We start from the raw sequence: 15774 nt of genomic DNA, 5'->3' as shown, positions 1-15774 counted from the left end.
TCCTTTTCTCCGCGCTTTACCGCGCAGGGAATCCCGGGATGCGCCGATGCAACCGCGAAAGGCGCGGGTCGACCTCTTGACAGGAGATGTGCATGACGTCCATTTGACCACTCCGCTTTCCAGGTCCTGGATATCCGGACAATCCTGCAAACTTCAGGCCCTGAGGATTAACAAGAATTCCATGACAACCGTCCGCCGACACATGCTCAACGCGCTAGGCAAGTTATTTACCGAAGACAACCTCGTCGTCATTCGCAATGAAGGCGGGCTGGCCAGCCAGATCGGTTTCTGGGCGCTTGGTCACGAGTTATCAGGCCTAGGGTACGACGTTAAATTCGACAACTCATGGTTCAGATCCAACGGCATGGACCTGAATGGCCGGTTTCCGAGGAATCTTGATTTCCCGAAGGCTTTTCCGTCCCTGAACCTTGTTGAGGCTTCGAAGTTCGAAAGAACCGTTCTGAAAAAATTGAACAACTTTACGGAGGGGGACCCTACGACAGTCATGGCACCCGCCTATCTCGGCGGTTTCTATGACCGCTGGAAGCTGGTCGTCAAACACCAGAAACTTCTGACCGAAAGCTTTTCACCCGACGACTCCTACTTCTCGAAAGAAGACCTGGAACTGCTGGAGCAGACCAAGCGAGAGCCCAACACCTGCGGTGTCCACGTTCGTCGAGGGGATCTTTCGAATGATCATCAGCACTACGGCAAGGCCCTGGGTCCGGATTACTTCACAAGAGCCATCGCTGAAGTTGGCGCCCGACATGAAGGTACAACGTATTACTTCTTCTCGGACGAGCCGGACTGGGTGAAAGAGAATATCGGCAGAGCCCTGGGAACTGAAACCTCTTACGTCGTTGTTGACAACAATGGTTCAGACCGGGGCTTCGTGGACTTGTATCTTATGTCCCAATGCCAGTCATTTGTCAGCTCGCAAGGAGCCTTTGGGAAATACGCCAGGTTACTCGGAGATCCGTCCCGCCTGATTGTCGAGCCAAGTTCCCACGCTCTTTTCAGCCAAGATGATAAAAACGTTATCGTCTTGGACGTTTAGGAAATCACTTAGGCCGTGCTGCCTGTGCCCTGCATTTCGCATGTCTATGCCGCAAACAACGCCTCTCAACAGCACCGCGACACGACAGTGGCCATGGCTGCCCACTGTCCGTCACGTGCTTTCAGCTCCGCCGCCATGTCATCCGCCCCAGGTATCGGATAGGGTGAAGCCGTCCGGGAACGGGTCCGTCGGATCGAATCCGATCTGTGTCATCGCGTGTCTGACGTCAGCGCCTATGGGACTTAAGCTTGCAAGCCGTCAGTCCGTAGTGCAGACCATCCCCGACCTGCCAAATCCGCTTCCGCAAGCCCGCTGATACGCCGTTCTCTTTGCAGGTACCTGATGTTCTTCGGGCCGATCCCATGCTCCGCGCTGAATGATCCGCCGAACGCAGTCACGGCATGGTCCACAACATAATCCCGCAGCTCTTGTTCGAAGGCCCCGTCCACCGCACCATCGGTTTTCACCAGGTTGAAATGCAGACCGCCATCGCCCAGGTGGCCGAAATCGCAAACCTCCATCATCGCAAAGTCCTCGGCCAGTTTGCGGGTCATCTCGGTTCGGAACGCGATCACCTTGTCCCGAGTGAACCCAAGGTCAAAGGCGATCAGCGGCCCTGCCGCTTTCACCCCTTCCGACAGCGCATGGCGCAGCGCCCAGATTTCCTCGGGCCGGCCGAACAGTGCGTCCTCCAACGGCGCCTCGGGCAGGTCCCACGCTTCGGACAGCACGGCCTCAAGAACCTCGTCCAATGGCGTGTCCCAGGGGGCCTTGGTGGGGCGGGACAACTCGATCAGCAGGGCGGTTTCCGGAATCTCGCCTCTGGCGAACGGGTTCTTCAGGGATGGCGCATGGTCAAAGCTATGCGCCATTGCGGCACGCGACATGAACTCGAATGCCGACAAGAAAGGCCCGACGCGCAGTTCCAGATGGCGCAGCAAGGTCAGCATCACGGCATCGCAGGACGGCACGACAAGAGCGGTGGCCTGTTCGGCAACGACAGGCTCGACGTTCAGGATCGCCTCGGTAATGGTGCCGAACCAGCCGCAGCTTCCGATGTGCATCTGCTTCCAGTCCGGGCCGGTGTTGTCCTTGCGCACAGGGCTGCCAAGCTGCAGCACCTCGCCCTGCGACACCACCGTAAGCCCAAGCGTATTGCGACGCACATCCCCGTAGCGCAGGAAACGCCCGCCGCCGGTGTTGGTCGCCACCATGCCCCCGATCATGGGGTCCGAGCCCAGGTCGATGGGAAAGAACAGCCCGTGCTCCGCCAGGCGGTCATTGACCTCCGACAGGCGAAAGCCGGCGCTGACCCGGAGCGAGCGGTTGGCAACGTCCAGGTCGAAGGTCTCGCGCAGGCGCGACAGGCTGAGAACAGCTTGGGTGCCGGTGTCATCGGGGACCGACGCACCGACCAGGCCAGTGTTGCCCGACTGCGCGACAAAAGGCGTGTCGGACGTCTGAAGATGGCGCATGCACTGCGCCACTTCCTCCGTCGTTTCCGGCAACAGGACAGCGGGGCTGGTACCGATCTCACCCCGGACCCCTCGCAGATACGCGTCCATCTCCGCTGGCGCGGTGATCGCCTTGATGCCCTCGGGCAGCATCATGCCGCGCTCGAGTTCAACTGTTCCAGCGCGGCAGTATAGGAGGCGGCCCGCATCGCCTCGTAAAGCTCGAATTCATCGGTGACCCGCTTGCCGAGGGCCGCTTCGAACGCCTCGCGGCTCGACGCGGTCTGGTTTCCGCTGCGGGCCTCGTCGCCAAGGTTCGACTGGAAGATCCCCGCCGCGCTGACCGGCAGGAAATCTTCATAGATTATCGGGCTGATCGTCAGCGCACCCGCGTCGAGCAGCGCGTCAAGATCCTCGCCCGTCGCGGCGCCTTGCCCAATACCGTACTTGAAATAGGCAAGGTCACGATCGTGCAATTCGCGCCAGGTGTCGGGGAAGGCCGCAAAACCCTCTTCAAGCCTGGCCACGTAGTCCTCCGCGTTCGACCCGTCGGCGGCCGGCAGGATGTCCGCACGCACCTCCGCCAGCAAACTGTCATAGAGCGCGCGCCCCTTGGATGTCAGCGCCACGCCGCGTTGTTCGATCTCGCCGAACCGGGCAGTGTGCTGCCCCTCTTCCCACCCGCCGTCCACGGGAAAGCGGATCGCTTCATTCAGCGCCTTGAACGCCGTTTGCCTGAGCAGGATCGGGCAGTCGCGCCGCGGCGGGCCTTCCACGATGGCCTTGGCCGGCAGGCCCTTGGCCACCATCTGGGCCTGGGCCGCGTCGATGTCCAGCGTCCGGGGCGTCAGATGATTGATGTGCGGCCCCTTGAACGAGACCACGTCGGCGATCAGGCGATGCGCGCCGATCAACTCTGCAAAGGTGGCATCGTCGACACAGGCCTCCGGATGCCAGCGGAACGTCTCCAGCACCTCGGCCACGAAACGTGCGGCATCCGCGGTATCCAGCCCCCCTTCGGCTTCGGCCTTCTCGGTCAGGGCGACAGCGCCGTCCGTGAAGATTTGCCGACGCGCCAGCGTGGCCGCGGCCTTGTCGCGCAAAGCGTCATCCTCGATCAACTCCAGCCGCAGAAGAGAGGTGAAAACGCGAAACGGGTTCTCGGCCAGGGCGTCACGGCCAATCGGACGGAATGCCGTGGAGTGAACCGGCACCGACGCGACCGAAAGATCGTAGTATCCGACCGGCTCCATCCCCATGACGGCAAAGACGCGCCCCATCATGGCAAGCTCTTCCGCGGTGCCCAGCCGGATCGCACCGTGGCGTTCCGCGCTGATCCGGTTCGTATCTTCGCCCGGGGTCAGCGCCAGCGCGTTGTCGTCGCGATCCAGCACATCCGCGTTCACAGTCTCCACGATCTCGACAAGCGTGCCGTAGGCGGGCACCTCCTTGCGATACATTTCCGACATCGCCGCGGAAAAATCCGCACGGATCTGGTTTGGGGATACGGTCATCTTTTCGTCCTCCTGCGCCTAGAAGCGCCCGTTGGTAAAATGGGTAAGAGTCGCGCCTGTCTCGTAGTAGAGACCCTTCACGGCGGCGTAGCTTTCGGATTGCGGATCGCAGATCGGCAACGGCAGGTCACCAGTGCCAAGCGCCCAGTCCGCAGCGGCCCTGCCAAACAGCGTCCCGGGGCAGATGCCCCGCCCGCTGTAGCCGAAGATGGAGATGCCGGTCTTTCCACGGCGTTCGATGCGCGGCAAATGTGTTCCGGTCATCGCGATGCGGCCGGTCCATTCCTTTTCGAACGGAATATTCTTCAACTGGGGAAACAGCCTGGTCAGCTTGCGGTGCGCCCATCCGCGGTGGAATGCCCCGCCGAACCCCTCGAGATTGCCGAGCGCGCCAAAGATCATCCGCCCCGCCTGATCAAGGCGAAAGGCCGACATGACCAACGCCGTGTCCCAACACCCTTCGCCACCGGCCAGGATGCTGTGCCGCACGTCGTCCGGCAGGGGCGACGTGGCCAACTGGAAGAAGTGCGCAGGGATGATCGCGTTATCGTCCGCCGCGCCCGCGCCATAGGCATTGGTCGCCTGGATGAGCCGCGTCGCACGGACCTCGCCTTGTGCCGTTCGGACGGTCCACCCTTCGCCGCTCTCCGTCATGCTCAGGGCGCTTGTCTCTTCAAAGATCTGCGCCCCCTGCCCTTCTGCCGCGCCGGCCAGCCCCTGAACATAGGCCAGGGGCTGGATGGTACCGGCCCGTCCGTCCCAGAGCGCACCGCAGTAAGCCGCGCTGCCAATGCGCCGCGCAGTTTCGGCCGCATCGAGCAGCTTGACCGGCGCGCCCCGTGCCTCCTGCTGGGCAAATCGGTTTTCCAGGTCGCGCAGACCGGCCTGCGAGTGGGCACAGTGCAGCGTGCCCTGCCGCGTCGCCTCGCACCGGATCTGGTGCTTTTCGATCAGGTCGAACACGGCAGAAGGCCCACCAGCCAGCAATTCGTTCAGCTGCCTGCCGGTGGTCTTTCCGATCTTTCCTTCCACGTCGTCCGGCGGCGTCCAGAGCCCGGCGTTGACAAGCCCCACATTGCGCCCCGACCCGCCGAACCCGATCGTCCGCGCCTCCAGGAGCGCCACCGAAGCGCCCCCGGCGGCCAGATGATAGGCCGCCGACACCCCGGTGAACCCGCCGCCGATCACCACGACATCGACGGTGATCGACTCGCTCAAAGGCGCGTAGCGGATACGTTCGGGGGCCGTTTCGGACCACAGGCTGTCCAGGCGCGGGGCGTGTGTCATATCTCGAACGAAATGCCCTGCGCCAGGGGAAGTTCGCGCGAGTAGTTCACCGTGCTGGTCTGACGGCGCATATAGGCGCGCCACGCGTCCGATCCGCTCTCGCGACCGCCACCGGTTTCCTTTTCACCGCCGAACGCCCCGCCGATTTCCGCACCGGACGGGCCGATATTGACGTTGGCGATGCCACAGTCAGACCCCTGGGCCGACAGGAAATGCTCGGTCTCGCGCACATCGGTCGAAAAAATGCACGAGGACAGCCCCTGCGGCACGGCATTCTGCATCCCGATGGCCTCATCGAGGTCCTTGTACTTCACCACGTAAAGGATGGGCGCAAAGGTTTCCGTGTGCACGATCGCGCTCTGCTCCGGCATCTCGACGATGGCTGGCGCCGCATAGGCCGCATCGGGGTACTGATCCGTCAGCGCCCGACCGCCGCCATGCACGGTGCCGCCTTCCGCCTTGGCCTGTTCCAGCGCCTTTTCCATCGCCGTCATCGCGCCTGCGTCGATAAGAGGACCGACAAGAGTGCCCTGTTCCAGCGGGCTGCCGATGGAAAGCCCTTCATAGACCTTGGTCAGACGCGGGATCAGCTCGTCGTAGATGTCTTCGTGAACGATCAGCCGGCGCAGCGAGGTGCAGCGTTGACCCGCGGTGCCGACGGCCGAAAAGACAATCGCGCGCACGGCCATTTCCAGATCCGCGGACGGGGCCACGATCATCGCGTTGTTCCCGCCCAGTTCGAGGATCGTCTTGCCCAGACGCTTGGACATATCCGCCGCGACCGCCTTGCCCATGGGCACGGACCCCGTGGCCGAGATGATCGCGACATCGCCGGAAGCGGTCAGAACCTCGCCCAGGTCACGCTCGCCGATCAGGCTCTGGATCAGGCCGTCGGGCGCATCGTCGCCGAATGCCTTCATGGCCCGGTCGCAGATTTCCTGGATTGCAAGCTGGGTCAGCGGCGTTTTTTCCGACGGCTTGGCAAGAACCGGATCGCCGCACACCAGTGCAAGCGCGGCATTCCAGCACCACGGCGCGGCCGGGAAGTTGAACGCGGTGATGACGCCGCAAACCCCGAGCGGATGCCAGGTTTCGCGCATGGAGTGCCCGGGACGCTCGGATGCGATGGTCAGACCGTAAAGCTGCCGCGACAGGCCGACCGCGAAGTCGCAGATGTCGATCATCTCCTGAACCTCGCCCAGCCCCTCTTGGTAGATCTTGCCGCATTCCAGCGACACGAGGCGGCCAAGGTTCTCCTTTTCGCGGCGCAGCTCTTCGCCCAGAAGGCGCACCAGTTCCCCGCGCCGCGGCGCCGGCACCTTGCGCCACGCGTTGAACGCCTCGACGCCCCTGGCGATGGCGGCTTCCGCGTCGGCCACCGTGTGCATCGGAACCCGGGCGATTTCGCTGCCATCCACAGGGGTGGTGACCGAAAGCGTACCGCCGGTGGTTTGCGCGGCCGTCAGGCCGCAGGCGTCGAGAATGTCTTGGTATTTCATGAAGCTGTCCTTTGGTTCGGGATCAGGCCGGCGACGGCCCGGTTCAGACGTGCGCAACCATCCTCGAGATCGGCGCGCGCGTAGGCGTAGGAAAGACGGAAGTGCCCCGGCAACCCGAAGGCGCGGCCGGGCACGATGGCAAGCCCCGTCGCAGCCAGGACGTAGGCGCAGAAGTCCGCATCCGTCTCCAGCAACTTTCCGTCCGGTGTGACTTGCCCAAGTACCGCCTCGCAGGACGGGAAAACGTAGAAGGCCCCGTCTGGCATCGGGCAGGAAATCCCGGGAATGGCATCAATCGCGGCCACCACGAAATCGCGGCGGTCGCGGAACGCGTCCCGGCGCTCCGGGATATGGCTCTGCTCCCCCGTGACCGCTTCCAATGCGGCGGCCTGCGCGATCGAGCAGGCGCCCGATGTGATCTGCCCCTGCACGGCCAGCATGGCCTTGACCAGATCCGCCGGCGCAATGCCCCAGCCGATCCGCCAGCCCGTCATGGCATGGGCTTTCGACACGCCGTTGATCACGATGGTGCGCCCTGCCAGATCGGGGCAGGCCTCGCGGAACGACGCAAAGGGCACATAGCAGATCAGGTCGTAAATCTCGTCGGAGGCGATCCAGACATGGGGATGCCGCGCCAGGACCTGTCCGAGGGCGGCCAGTTCGGCGGCGGTATAGACAGCGCCCGAGGGATTCGACGGCGAATTGAGCAGCACCCAGCGCGTGCGCGGCGTGATCGCGGCCTCGAGCTGCGCCGGCGTCATCTTGAACCCCGCCTCGGCCCCACATCGCACAAGGACCGTTTCACCGCCCGACAAGGCGACGATGTCGGAATAGCTCGTCCAGTACGGCGCCGGCACGATGACCTCGTCCCCGGCGTTCAGCGTCGCCAGGAAGATGTCGGCCAGCACCTGTTTCGCGCCGGTGGCGACAATGACATTGCCCGGCTCGACCCCAGCCTTCTCGGCAATGGCGGCGCGCAGCGCGGCGGTGCCGGCGGTGGGCGGATAACGCGTCTGGCCGTCCTGCATCGCCCTGTAAGCCGCGTCGCAAATGTGGGGCGGCGTCGGAAAGTCGGGCTCCCCCGTGCTTAATGCCAAAACGTCATGCCCTTCGGCACGCAGACGCGCGGCTTCCTCGGAGATTGCAACAATCTCCGAAAGCGCCATTCCATCGATTCTGTCAGCTTTTTTCAGCATAAACCGCTCCTGATTCAAGGCGGTGTTTGACATGGAGCGAGCCGGTATGTGAAACGAAATTATCGTATAAGTCATGCGAAAGCCTCATACCCATGCCCAACCCAAAACGTTTCCTGCCCCCGATGTCCGCGCTGCGCGCTCTGGAGTCCTTCGAGCGGACGGGAAATGTCACGCAAACCGGCCTTGAACTGGGCGTGACCCAAAGCGCCGTCAGCCGCCAGCTTAAACTTCTCGAGGAGTACCTCGAAACCCCGCTCTTCATGCGCGACAAGAAAAGCATCAAGTTCCTGCCGGCCGCGCGGACCTATTGCACCCAGGTCAGGGCCGCGCTGGACCAGATCGGAACGGCAAGCCTGCGCCTCAAGGCAAATCCCGCCGGCGGGCAGCTTAACATCGCGATGCTCCCGGCCTTCGGCGTCCGCTGGCTGGCCCCGAAACTACCCGATTTCGTGGCGCGTCACCCCGAGGTCACCGTGAATCTCAGCACCAGGCTGAGACCTTTCGACTTCGCCGTCGAACCCTTTCACGGAGCCATCCATTTCGGCCAGAAGGACTGGTCCGACGTGGCCTACCACGAACTCATGCGCGAATATGTCGTCCCCGTGGCATCGCCGAAAGTGGCCGGAGCACTTCGCGGCACCACGGTAAGCGACGTGTTCTCGCTACCGCTTCTCCACCTCGACACACGCCCGGACGCGTGGGAAAACTGGGCCAGGGCGCTTGGAGAAGACCTCAAATGCCCTGCCGGAATGCTCTTCGATCAGTTCGCTTCGATGATCCAGGCCGCGATTCACGACATGGGCGCGGCACTGTTGCCCACCTACCTGGTCGAGAACGAATTGCAGGATGGCAAACTGGTGGCGCTTTGGTCGGAAAGCAAAACCAGCATCGGCACCTACTATTTCGTCTGGCCCAAAGATGAACCGAACCATCAACCCCGGGATTTGTTCGTGAACTGGCTGGCAGAAGTCCAACGCTGAGATGCGCCGGCGCGCACCGGCCTGGCGCAGCCGTTCAATGCAGGCGGAAAATCTGCCGCGACATTTGATGTTTCACCCGCCCTTCAGTAGCATTCTTCGAACCTCAGCAAACGGGATACAAGCATGGCAGACCAATTCCAGCCGACAGGGGCCGCCGCAACACTGGACCGCCCTGCTTCCGGCACGGCGTATCTGAACCAGTCCGCCCTGGATTGGCAGGAAACCGGCACAAAGGGGTTCGAAACGAAACCCCTCTACGAATCCTCGTCGGGCGATATGACAATGCTGATGAAAATTGCCCCGGGCGCGTTTTCCGAGGCCCACGCACATGAAACGGTCGAAGAAATCTACGTTCTGGAAGGGTCATTCCATGATGACGAGAACAGCTATGTGCCGGGCGACCTCATCATCCGCGCACCCGGCACCATGCACACCGCAGGCAGCAAATCGGGCGCGCTGGTGCTGCTGAAGTTCTCGCCCGGCTGACAGGCCTTCTTTCGTTTTCACAAGTCTGCGTTACCCCATGCCGCCCAGTTCGGCACACTCCGCCAAATACGAAATGGTACCCACCGTTTTCCTTCGCGCCCAAAGGCAGCGTACCCTCAAGGCGTCCTCGGTGGAGGAACGCGATAGCGGCCGGTTGCCTCGAACGCACTGGCGTAGGAGAGGAGGTCGTTGTCGGACCAGCCCCGTCCCGCAAACGTAAGGCCGACCGGCATCCCGATGTCATCCGCAATACCCATCGGCACGGTGACCGTGGGAACGCCGCAATGGCGGATCGCCAGGTTTCCGTTCGCGACCCAGGTGCCGTTTCGCCGTGCCAGATCGGCCGAGGCGGGGACAACGTCGGCATCGGCTGGCCCGATATCTGCGACTGCCGGGAAAATCACCGCGTCCAGTCCAAGCGCGTCCATCCAGGCCTCCAGGTCTTCGCGCCGCGTCGCCTCCAGCCCCTCGAGCCCCTCCGCGAGCCAAGGGATGTCCCGGAAATCTTCAACCGCCTGCGCGCGCGCAATGGCCGGGTATTCGGCAATGTCGTGATCGAACCCGAGATAGCGATCCGGCAAGGCCCCGTCGGGTCGCGGAAATATCCGGTCCCCGTCGACGTCGCTCAGGCGACTCAGACGCGGATCCGCATTCAGGCGCAGGAACGTGTCCCACGACCAGGCCGACAGGTCCCGGACTTCGCGATCCAGGAAGGCGTCAGGAACAAGACCGCGGGTGCGGATCGTAGGCGCCCCTGGGCGGTCGCCCTCGTATCTCGTGACAAGCGGAAAGTCGGTCCTGATCACCTGTGCCCCCGCGGCCTTCAATGCAGCGCACGCACGCTCCATAAGGCGCACGAATGACGGCCGGGTCTCGATGCGTTGCCCGGTCAGGCCGCCGATCCCGCCTGCGGGGATGGTCCCCGCCTCCGGGTCCGCGTTGACGTACATCGCAGGCAGGGCGAAGCGTCGGCCTTTCAGCGTCGCGCTATCGGCCAGGGCCGAATAGCACTCTGGCCGAACCTCTGACGCCGCCGGTATCGGCACCCACGGCTGCATTCGCCAGAAATCGCCCTCGGTCTCGGGATCGTCGGCGACAATCACGTCAAGCAGTGACAACATGTCCCCCATGCTTCTGGTATGCGGCACGACCACGTCCATGGTCGGAATGAGCGGCCAGTTACCGCGAACAGAAATCACGCCACGACTGGGGGTGTAGGCGCATAATGCGTTGTTCGCGGCAGGGGCCCGCCCGCTCGACCATGTCTCTTCGCCCAGGCCGAACGCCGCGAAGCTTGCCGCCGTCGCGGTGCCCGAGCCGTTCGAAGAACCCGAGGCGAAGGCCGCCGTCAGGAAGTCGGCATTATACGGGGACTCGGCCCGCCCGTAGAGCCCGCGCTGCATCCCGCCATTGGCCCTTGGCGGCATGTTCGTCAAACCGATCAGGATCGCCCCCGCCGCACGCAGTCGGGAGATGACGAACGCGTCTTCGCTGGCGACAAGATCCTCAAAGGCCGGCGAGCCGCTGGCCACGGTCATGCCGCGCACCTTGTAGCTGTCCTTGGCGGTATAGGGGATACCGTCGAACGCCGACAATACTCGCCCCGCGGCCCGGCGCGCATCCGACTCCCGCGCCTCTGTAAGGGCATCCGGGTTCAGCAACGGCACGGCGTTCAGCCGTATCCCGCCGTGATCGTAACAGGCGATACGGGCGAGATAGACCGACACCAGTTCCTCGGCCGTCGTCTCGCCCGAAGCAAGCGCAGCCTGCAAATCTGCAATCGAAGCCTCTACGACCTCCATGTCCCGCTCCTCGTCACAACTGCCTGCCGCTCCGCAGGCTCGCAGGGCCTAGCAGCGTTTCCACGGTCCGGGCCGTCCGAAGACGGCCCTCCAATATGGTCAACGTCCGGCACAGACCGCAAGCGGCCTGCATCGGTCAGGCCGCACGCGATGTTGGACCGCGGTATCCCTCGGCAGGCCAGGTTGGCGGGCGCATCCACGCAGACAAGCGGAACGGCACAAACATAGGTACAACGCGACAGCGAGGAAGCAACTCCACCCCCGTGTTAGCACGTTCCTCGCCCCCCGCCTCTATTGAATTCGAGATATTGAGTATTCCCGCCGAACCGGCTTCCTTCCGGGCATGCAAGTTGTTTCCAAACCACCCCAAGGCACCCTTTCCGTCGCAGACCTGCGCTTTGCGCCCCCCGGCCTGCCACCGGCCCAGCTGGCCGAGGCGCTGCGCCGGGCCTACGGGCTCGAGGGCACGCTCAAACCACTCGCCGGTGAGCGGGACCAGAACATGCGCCTGCTCACGAGCGATGGCGACTATCTGGCCAAGGTCGCTAATCCAACGGAAGATCCCGCGCTGATCGACTTTCAGATCGCCGCGCTGGAACACCTGGCTGCACGGGACGGCACCCTTCCCGTCCCCCGAATGATCCCTGCCTGCGACGGCGCGCTGACCGTCCCTGTCCCCCACGCGGGCGAGACCCTCAGCCTGCGCTTGCTCAGCTTCCTGCCGGGCACCCCGCTGAACACGACGAACCATGTCAGCGACCGCGTCGCTCGGGGCATCGGGCACATGCTGGGCCGGCTCAACCGGGCGTTCACCGGGTTCTCGCACCCCGCCGCCACCCATTTCATGCCGTGGGACACGCTGAAAGGTTTGCTCGAATCCCGCCAGCTTTCGCAAGACTACCTGCCGGACCACCTGCGCTCTCGCTGCGCGCCCGTCATCCGGCGCCTCGCCGCAACCGGCTTGCCCACCATGCGCGCCATGCCGCAGGTGATGATCCATGGCGACGCCCATTCCGGCAACATCCTGATCGCGCCGGAAGACCCCGAACGGGTCTGCGGCCTGATCGACTTCGGCGACATGATCGCGGGCCCGGTGCTGATCAACTTGCCGATGAACATCGAAAACAGCTCGCCATGGCCTGTCACGCCCAGCTTGCGGTAGATGTTCGACCGGTGGATCGCCGCAGTGCCCGGAGAGATGTCCAGGATTCGGGCAATGGATTTCGACGAATGGCCCTTGAGCAGCAGTTGCGAGATTTCCCGCTCGCGATCGGTCAGCGTTGCCGACCCGAAATCGCTCATCACCCTCGAGACCGTCGCATGCACGCGCCGCCGCGCGGCCTCCGTGGCCGTGGTGTCAGGCACCTGCGGTACAAGGTGCCGCCGGAACATGCGGGTCAGAACCGGGTGCACCAGCTTGATCAGGGCCAGCGCGTCCTGGACTTTGTCCCCCAGTGAAACGTAGATCGACAGATGCGCACAGCGGTCGGGGCCGATCTCCATCAGCGTGCCGATCTCGTGGTCGGCCGACACCTTGATCCAGTAGCGCGCAAAGGTTTCCGGCATCTCGCGGTCCTTGCTGCCCGCAAGGTCCAGCAGCACCGTACCGAAAAACCGATCTTCCGCGAACAGGCTGTACATCGGGTCGAGCACGTAAATCCCGTTGGTGTATTCAACCATGTTCGGATCCTGGCCGGGTGCATGGCTGAAAAGCGTTCGGGGCTGCATCCCGGCTTCGAATTCGAACAGTGAAACCGACTGCGTCGGAATCCAGCGTCGCAGCCAGGTCACAACAGTCTCGGGAAACTCCCGGTCGCCAACCTGGGCATCCAGCGCGGCCAACTCGCCGAACAGCCGGGTCAGGGCGTCGCTCGGCAGACGTTCCGCAAGATCCCTGGTATGGGTTGGAAGTTCATTCGGCATGCCGGGTTTTTTCACATATCCGACGAACTGCACAAGCATTCGTGGACAGGGCGAAAACCAATGGCCCGCATGATACGGTCGGGGCCGCGGGCGAGGCGGCTTCCATGTCGGCATCGCCATGCGTCCGGATTGTGGCAGAGGCGCAAATTCGACATTCTCGTGTCTCTTTTTGCCCAGCAGGGAATCGCGGCGCCTGACATATGTAGCGAGTTCTTACGGCAAGCATTTCAGGATACAGGCGGCGACCGCCGATGCTTGGCGGTTGCCGCAATTCGCGTCGAATAGTTGGGGATACCCCAAGCTGATCCCTGGATCATCGCTCCAGCCCAGCGGCTTCAAAGCGGTTCCAGAGCGCACCGAACCAGGTATTGGGCAAGATCTTGCTCTTGGAGTCTGAGACCTATTTTTGCGTTATAGGAGGTCGCCTATGACACAAGACGAGCTTTGTGACGCAATAACGAACCGACGGGTAATAACCTTTTCCTACGAAGAGCGGATAGTAACAGCTGAGCCATATATCCTCGGGGTCGATATCTACGGAGCTTTAAGCCTTCGCGCATGGCAAGTGTTCGGCGTTCGCGGAAGAGGCTGGCGTCGTTTCCAAGTCTCGAAGGCAAGCAGGCTCATCATCACGGACGAAACATTCGACGCGCCGAGACGTGGTCATGAAAGCCAGGCCGAGTACATGCAGCGCGTCATTTGTTGTGTCTAGGCTGGCGGAGAAGGCGTTTCCGCTGATGCGCCGAGCAAAGAGGCCGCAAGCGTCGAAAGCCGACGGCCACAGGCCGGACGGCGCGAACCATACCGGATCCTCATCAGCTTTCTGATACGTGCATGAAAAATTTGGTAGCGGAGGAGGGACTTGAACCCCCGACACGCGGATTATGATTCCGCTGCTCTAACCACCTGAGCTACTCCGCCAAACCGTGGCGCTAGTTAAGACAGGCACATCACTGCGTCAAGCCGGAAATCCAACGCATTTCACCTTGCGGCGGCCCGGCACCGGGCGCAGTCTGCACGCCATGACGACAGATACCACTCTCCTGCTTTCCGATCTGCGCGCGGCGCTCGGTGACGCCTGCGTGCTCACCGGAGACGCCGCAGCACCCTATCGCATCGATTGGATGGGCGACACGCGCCCGGAACCGCTCGCCGTGCTGCGCCCGGCGGACACGGGCGAGGTCTCGAAGGCGCTGCAGTGCGCCTCGCGTCACGGCACCCCCGTCGTGCCGATCTCCGGCAATACCGGGCTGACCCACGGCACTGATGCCGGCGGTGCGCTGCTGCTGTCGCTCGACCGACTGAACACCATCCGCGAGATCCGGCCGGACGCGCGCGTCGCCGTGGTCGAGGCCGGCGTGATCCTCGCCAACCTGCACGAGGCCGCCGACGCCCACCACCTGATCTTCCCGCTCACCTTCGGCGCCCGCGGCTCGGCGATGATCGGCGGGGCGCTGTCCACCAACGCGGGCGGCTCGAACGTGGTGCGCTACGGCTCCACCCGGGGCCTCTGCCTCGGCATCGAGGCGGTCCTGGCCGATGGCCGCGTGCTCGACCTGATGAGCGCGGTGCACAAGGACAATTCCGGCTATGACCTGCGCGACCTTCTGATCGGCGCCGAAGGCACGCTGGGCATCATCACGGCCGCCGTCCTGAAACTCGCCCCCAGGCCCCGCGCCTATGTCAGCGCCATGGCCGCCTGCCCCTCCATTGCCGCGGCCCTCACGCTCCTGCACCGGCTTCAGGCCGAAACCGCCAACTCGGTCGAGGCGTTCGAGTTGATGCCCGGAAACTACATCGACGCGCATCTCACCCGTTATCCTGACGCCCGCGCCCCGTTCGCGCAGAGTCACGACGTCAACATCTTCCTTGAACTCGGCGCCCTGTCGGCCCGCGACGCCACGCCCGACGCCACCGGCGCCGTGCCCATGGCCAGCCACTTGGAAACCGTCCTCTCCGACATGCTCGAGGCCGGCGACATCCTCGACGCCACCGTCGCGCAAAACGCCGCCCAGCGGTCCGAGATGTGGGCAAGGCGCGAGGCCGCCGCCGAACTCACGCGCCTGTATTCTCCGGTGGTGGACAACGACATCGCTGTCCCGCTCGACCGCATGGCCGACCTGATCGCCGGGATCGAAACCGAAACCCGGGCCATCGACCCGGGCATCCGCTTCCTGCACGTGGCGCATCTGGGAGACGGCAACCTGCACTTCTCCGGCTGGCCCACCACCGACGACCCGGAGGTGCACGCCGCCGTCAATCGCGCGGTCGAAAACGTGGCGATATCCCTCGGCGGCTCCTTTTCCGCCGAACACGGCGTCGGCCTGTCGAAACGTCCCGCGATGGCCCTGCACAAGGATGCCGTGGCCCTGGACGTGATGCGCAGCATCAAGGCCGCGCTTGATCCGCAGAACATCCTCAACCCCGGCAAGGTACTGCCCGTTCCGCCCGGCTGAGCCTGTCCCGCAGGCGACCTGATCCGGTACAGCTCCGGTCTGCTTGCCTGCATCTTTAGCGCCGGATGCCTATTTACTGTGCAAACTTTGGTCTATTTTTGGATCACGCAAGAATGCGAT

The 15774-nt window shown here is 63.5% G+C and carries 11 protein-coding genes, 1 tRNA gene and 1 pseudogene; 5 read left to right on the top strand and 8 right to left on the bottom strand.

Translation table 11 applies throughout. The features are described 5' to 3' along the window. Positions 1 to 181: 181 nt before the first annotated feature. On the top strand, positions 182 to 1057 hold the full coding sequence (locus ACQY4V_RS20015) for an alpha-1,2-fucosyltransferase (protein WP_428514774.1): 876 nt from the start codon (positions 182 to 184) through the stop codon (positions 1055 to 1057). 242 nt (positions 1058 to 1299) lie between these two features. Here ACQY4V_RS20015 and ACQY4V_RS20010 read toward each other — a convergent pair whose 3' ends face one another. From ACQY4V_RS20010 to ACQY4V_RS19990, 5 genes are read right to left on the bottom strand one after another with little or no spacing between them, the layout of a single operon-like run. Next, positions 1300 to 2667: an FAD-binding oxidoreductase gene (locus ACQY4V_RS20010; RefSeq protein WP_428514772.1), complete on the bottom strand. Its 1368-nt coding sequence runs from the start codon at positions 2665 to 2667 to the stop codon at positions 1300 to 1302. Continuing rightward, positions 2664 to 4025: a 2-oxoadipate dioxygenase/decarboxylase HglS gene (gene hglS, locus ACQY4V_RS20005; RefSeq protein WP_428514770.1), complete on the bottom strand. Its 1362-nt coding sequence runs from the start codon at positions 4023 to 4025 to the stop codon at positions 2664 to 2666. The genes ACQY4V_RS20010 and hglS overlap by 4 nt, the downstream gene beginning before the upstream one ends. An 18-nt stretch (positions 4026 to 4043) precedes the next feature. Beyond that, entirely contained in the window at positions 4044 to 5312 is a 1269-nt protein-coding gene (locus tag ACQY4V_RS20000) for an NAD(P)/FAD-dependent oxidoreductase (protein WP_428514768.1), read from the bottom strand. Continuing rightward, complete coding sequence (gene amaB / locus ACQY4V_RS19995; protein ID WP_428514766.1) at positions 5309 to 6811, bottom strand: L-piperidine-6-carboxylate dehydrogenase; 1503 nt, start codon at positions 6809 to 6811, stop codon at positions 5309 to 5311. The genes ACQY4V_RS20000 and amaB overlap by 4 nt, the downstream gene beginning before the upstream one ends. Then, complete coding sequence (locus tag ACQY4V_RS19990) at positions 6808 to 7977, bottom strand: pyridoxal phosphate-dependent aminotransferase (protein WP_428514764.1); 1170 nt, start codon at positions 7975 to 7977, stop codon at positions 6808 to 6810. The genes amaB and ACQY4V_RS19990 overlap by 4 nt, the downstream gene beginning before the upstream one ends. A 122-nt stretch (positions 7978 to 8099) precedes the next feature. Between ACQY4V_RS19990 and ACQY4V_RS19985 the strand changes: the two genes are divergently transcribed. Both ACQY4V_RS19985 and ACQY4V_RS19980 read left to right on the top strand, forming a co-directional pair. Next, complete coding sequence (locus ACQY4V_RS19985) at positions 8100 to 8987, top strand: LysR family transcriptional regulator (RefSeq protein ID WP_428514762.1); 888 nt, start codon at positions 8100 to 8102, stop codon at positions 8985 to 8987. A 123-nt stretch (positions 8988 to 9110) separates the two neighbouring features. Then, positions 9111 to 9473, top strand: a complete 363-nt coding sequence (locus ACQY4V_RS19980) for a cupin domain-containing protein (RefSeq protein ID WP_428514760.1) — start codon at positions 9111 to 9113, stop codon at positions 9471 to 9473. A 116-nt stretch (positions 9474 to 9589) separates the two neighbouring features. Here the strand turns inward: ACQY4V_RS19980 and ACQY4V_RS19975 are convergent, their stop codons facing one another. Next, on the bottom strand, positions 9590 to 11275 hold the full coding sequence (locus ACQY4V_RS19975) for an amidase (RefSeq protein ID WP_428514758.1): 1686 nt from the start codon (positions 11273 to 11275) through the stop codon (positions 9590 to 9592). 343 nt (positions 11276 to 11618) lie between these two features. On the opposite strand from ACQY4V_RS19975, the gene ACQY4V_RS19970 reads away from it, so the two are divergent. Beyond that, the gene (locus ACQY4V_RS19970; RefSeq protein WP_428514756.1) at positions 11619 to 12437 is read left to right on the top strand and encodes a phosphotransferase; all 819 of its coding nucleotides are present in this window, start codon (positions 11619 to 11621) and stop codon (positions 12435 to 12437) included. A 14-nt stretch (positions 12438 to 12451) separates the two neighbouring features. Here the strand turns inward: ACQY4V_RS19970 and ACQY4V_RS19965 are convergent. After that, a pseudogene (locus ACQY4V_RS19965) lies at positions 12452 to 12577 on the bottom strand (LuxR C-terminal-related transcriptional regulator); the annotation flags it as partial. A gap of 1465 nt (positions 12578 to 14042) precedes the next feature. Beyond that, positions 14043 to 14119, bottom strand: a tRNA-Met gene (locus tag ACQY4V_RS19960). A 101-nt stretch (positions 14120 to 14220) separates the two neighbouring features. On the opposite strand from ACQY4V_RS19960, the gene ACQY4V_RS19955 reads away from it, so the two are divergent. Next, the gene (locus ACQY4V_RS19955; protein WP_428514754.1) at positions 14221 to 15654 is read left to right on the top strand and encodes an FAD-binding oxidoreductase; all 1434 of its coding nucleotides are present in this window, start codon (positions 14221 to 14223) and stop codon (positions 15652 to 15654) included. Positions 15655 to 15774: the final 120 nt, after the last annotated feature.

The organism is Roseovarius sp. (genome assembly GCF_965277045.1).
Classification (GTDB): Bacteria; Pseudomonadota; Alphaproteobacteria; order Rhodobacterales; family Rhodobacteraceae; genus Roseovarius.
The sequence above is the reverse complement of the archived record's forward strand: the minus strand, read 5'-3'. Positions and strand labels throughout refer to the sequence as shown.

Coding starts and splice junctions, on each gene's coding strand:
- ACQY4V_RS20015 (WP_428514774.1), top strand. CDS start 182: ATGACAACCGTCCGCCGACACATGCTCAACGCGCTAGGCAAGTTATTT.
- ACQY4V_RS20010 (WP_428514772.1), bottom strand. CDS start 2,667: ATGATGCTGCCCGAGGGCATCAAGGCGATCACCGCGCCAGCGGAGATG.
- hglS (WP_428514770.1), bottom strand. CDS start 4,025: ATGACCGTATCCCCAAACCAGATCCGTGCGGATTTTTCCGCGGCGATG.
- ACQY4V_RS20000 (WP_428514768.1), bottom strand. CDS start 5,312: ATGACACACGCCCCGCGCCTGGACAGCCTGTGGTCCGAAACGGCCCCC.
- amaB (WP_428514766.1), bottom strand. CDS start 6,811: ATGAAATACCAAGACATTCTCGACGCCTGCGGCCTGACGGCCGCGCAA.
- ACQY4V_RS19990 (WP_428514764.1), bottom strand. CDS start 7,977: ATGGCGCTTTCGGAGATTGTTGCAATCTCCGAGGAAGCCGCGCGTCTG.
- ACQY4V_RS19985 (WP_428514762.1), top strand. CDS start 8,100: ATGCCCAACCCAAAACGTTTCCTGCCCCCGATGTCCGCGCTGCGCGCT.
- ACQY4V_RS19980 (WP_428514760.1), top strand. CDS start 9,111: ATGGCAGACCAATTCCAGCCGACAGGGGCCGCCGCAACACTGGACCGC.
- ACQY4V_RS19975 (WP_428514758.1), bottom strand. CDS start 11,275: ATGGAGGTCGTAGAGGCTTCGATTGCAGATTTGCAGGCTGCGCTTGCT.
- ACQY4V_RS19970 (WP_428514756.1), top strand. CDS start 11,619: ATGCAAGTTGTTTCCAAACCACCCCAAGGCACCCTTTCCGTCGCAGAC.
- ACQY4V_RS19955 (WP_428514754.1), top strand. CDS start 14,221: ATGACGACAGATACCACTCTCCTGCTTTCCGATCTGCGCGCGGCGCTC.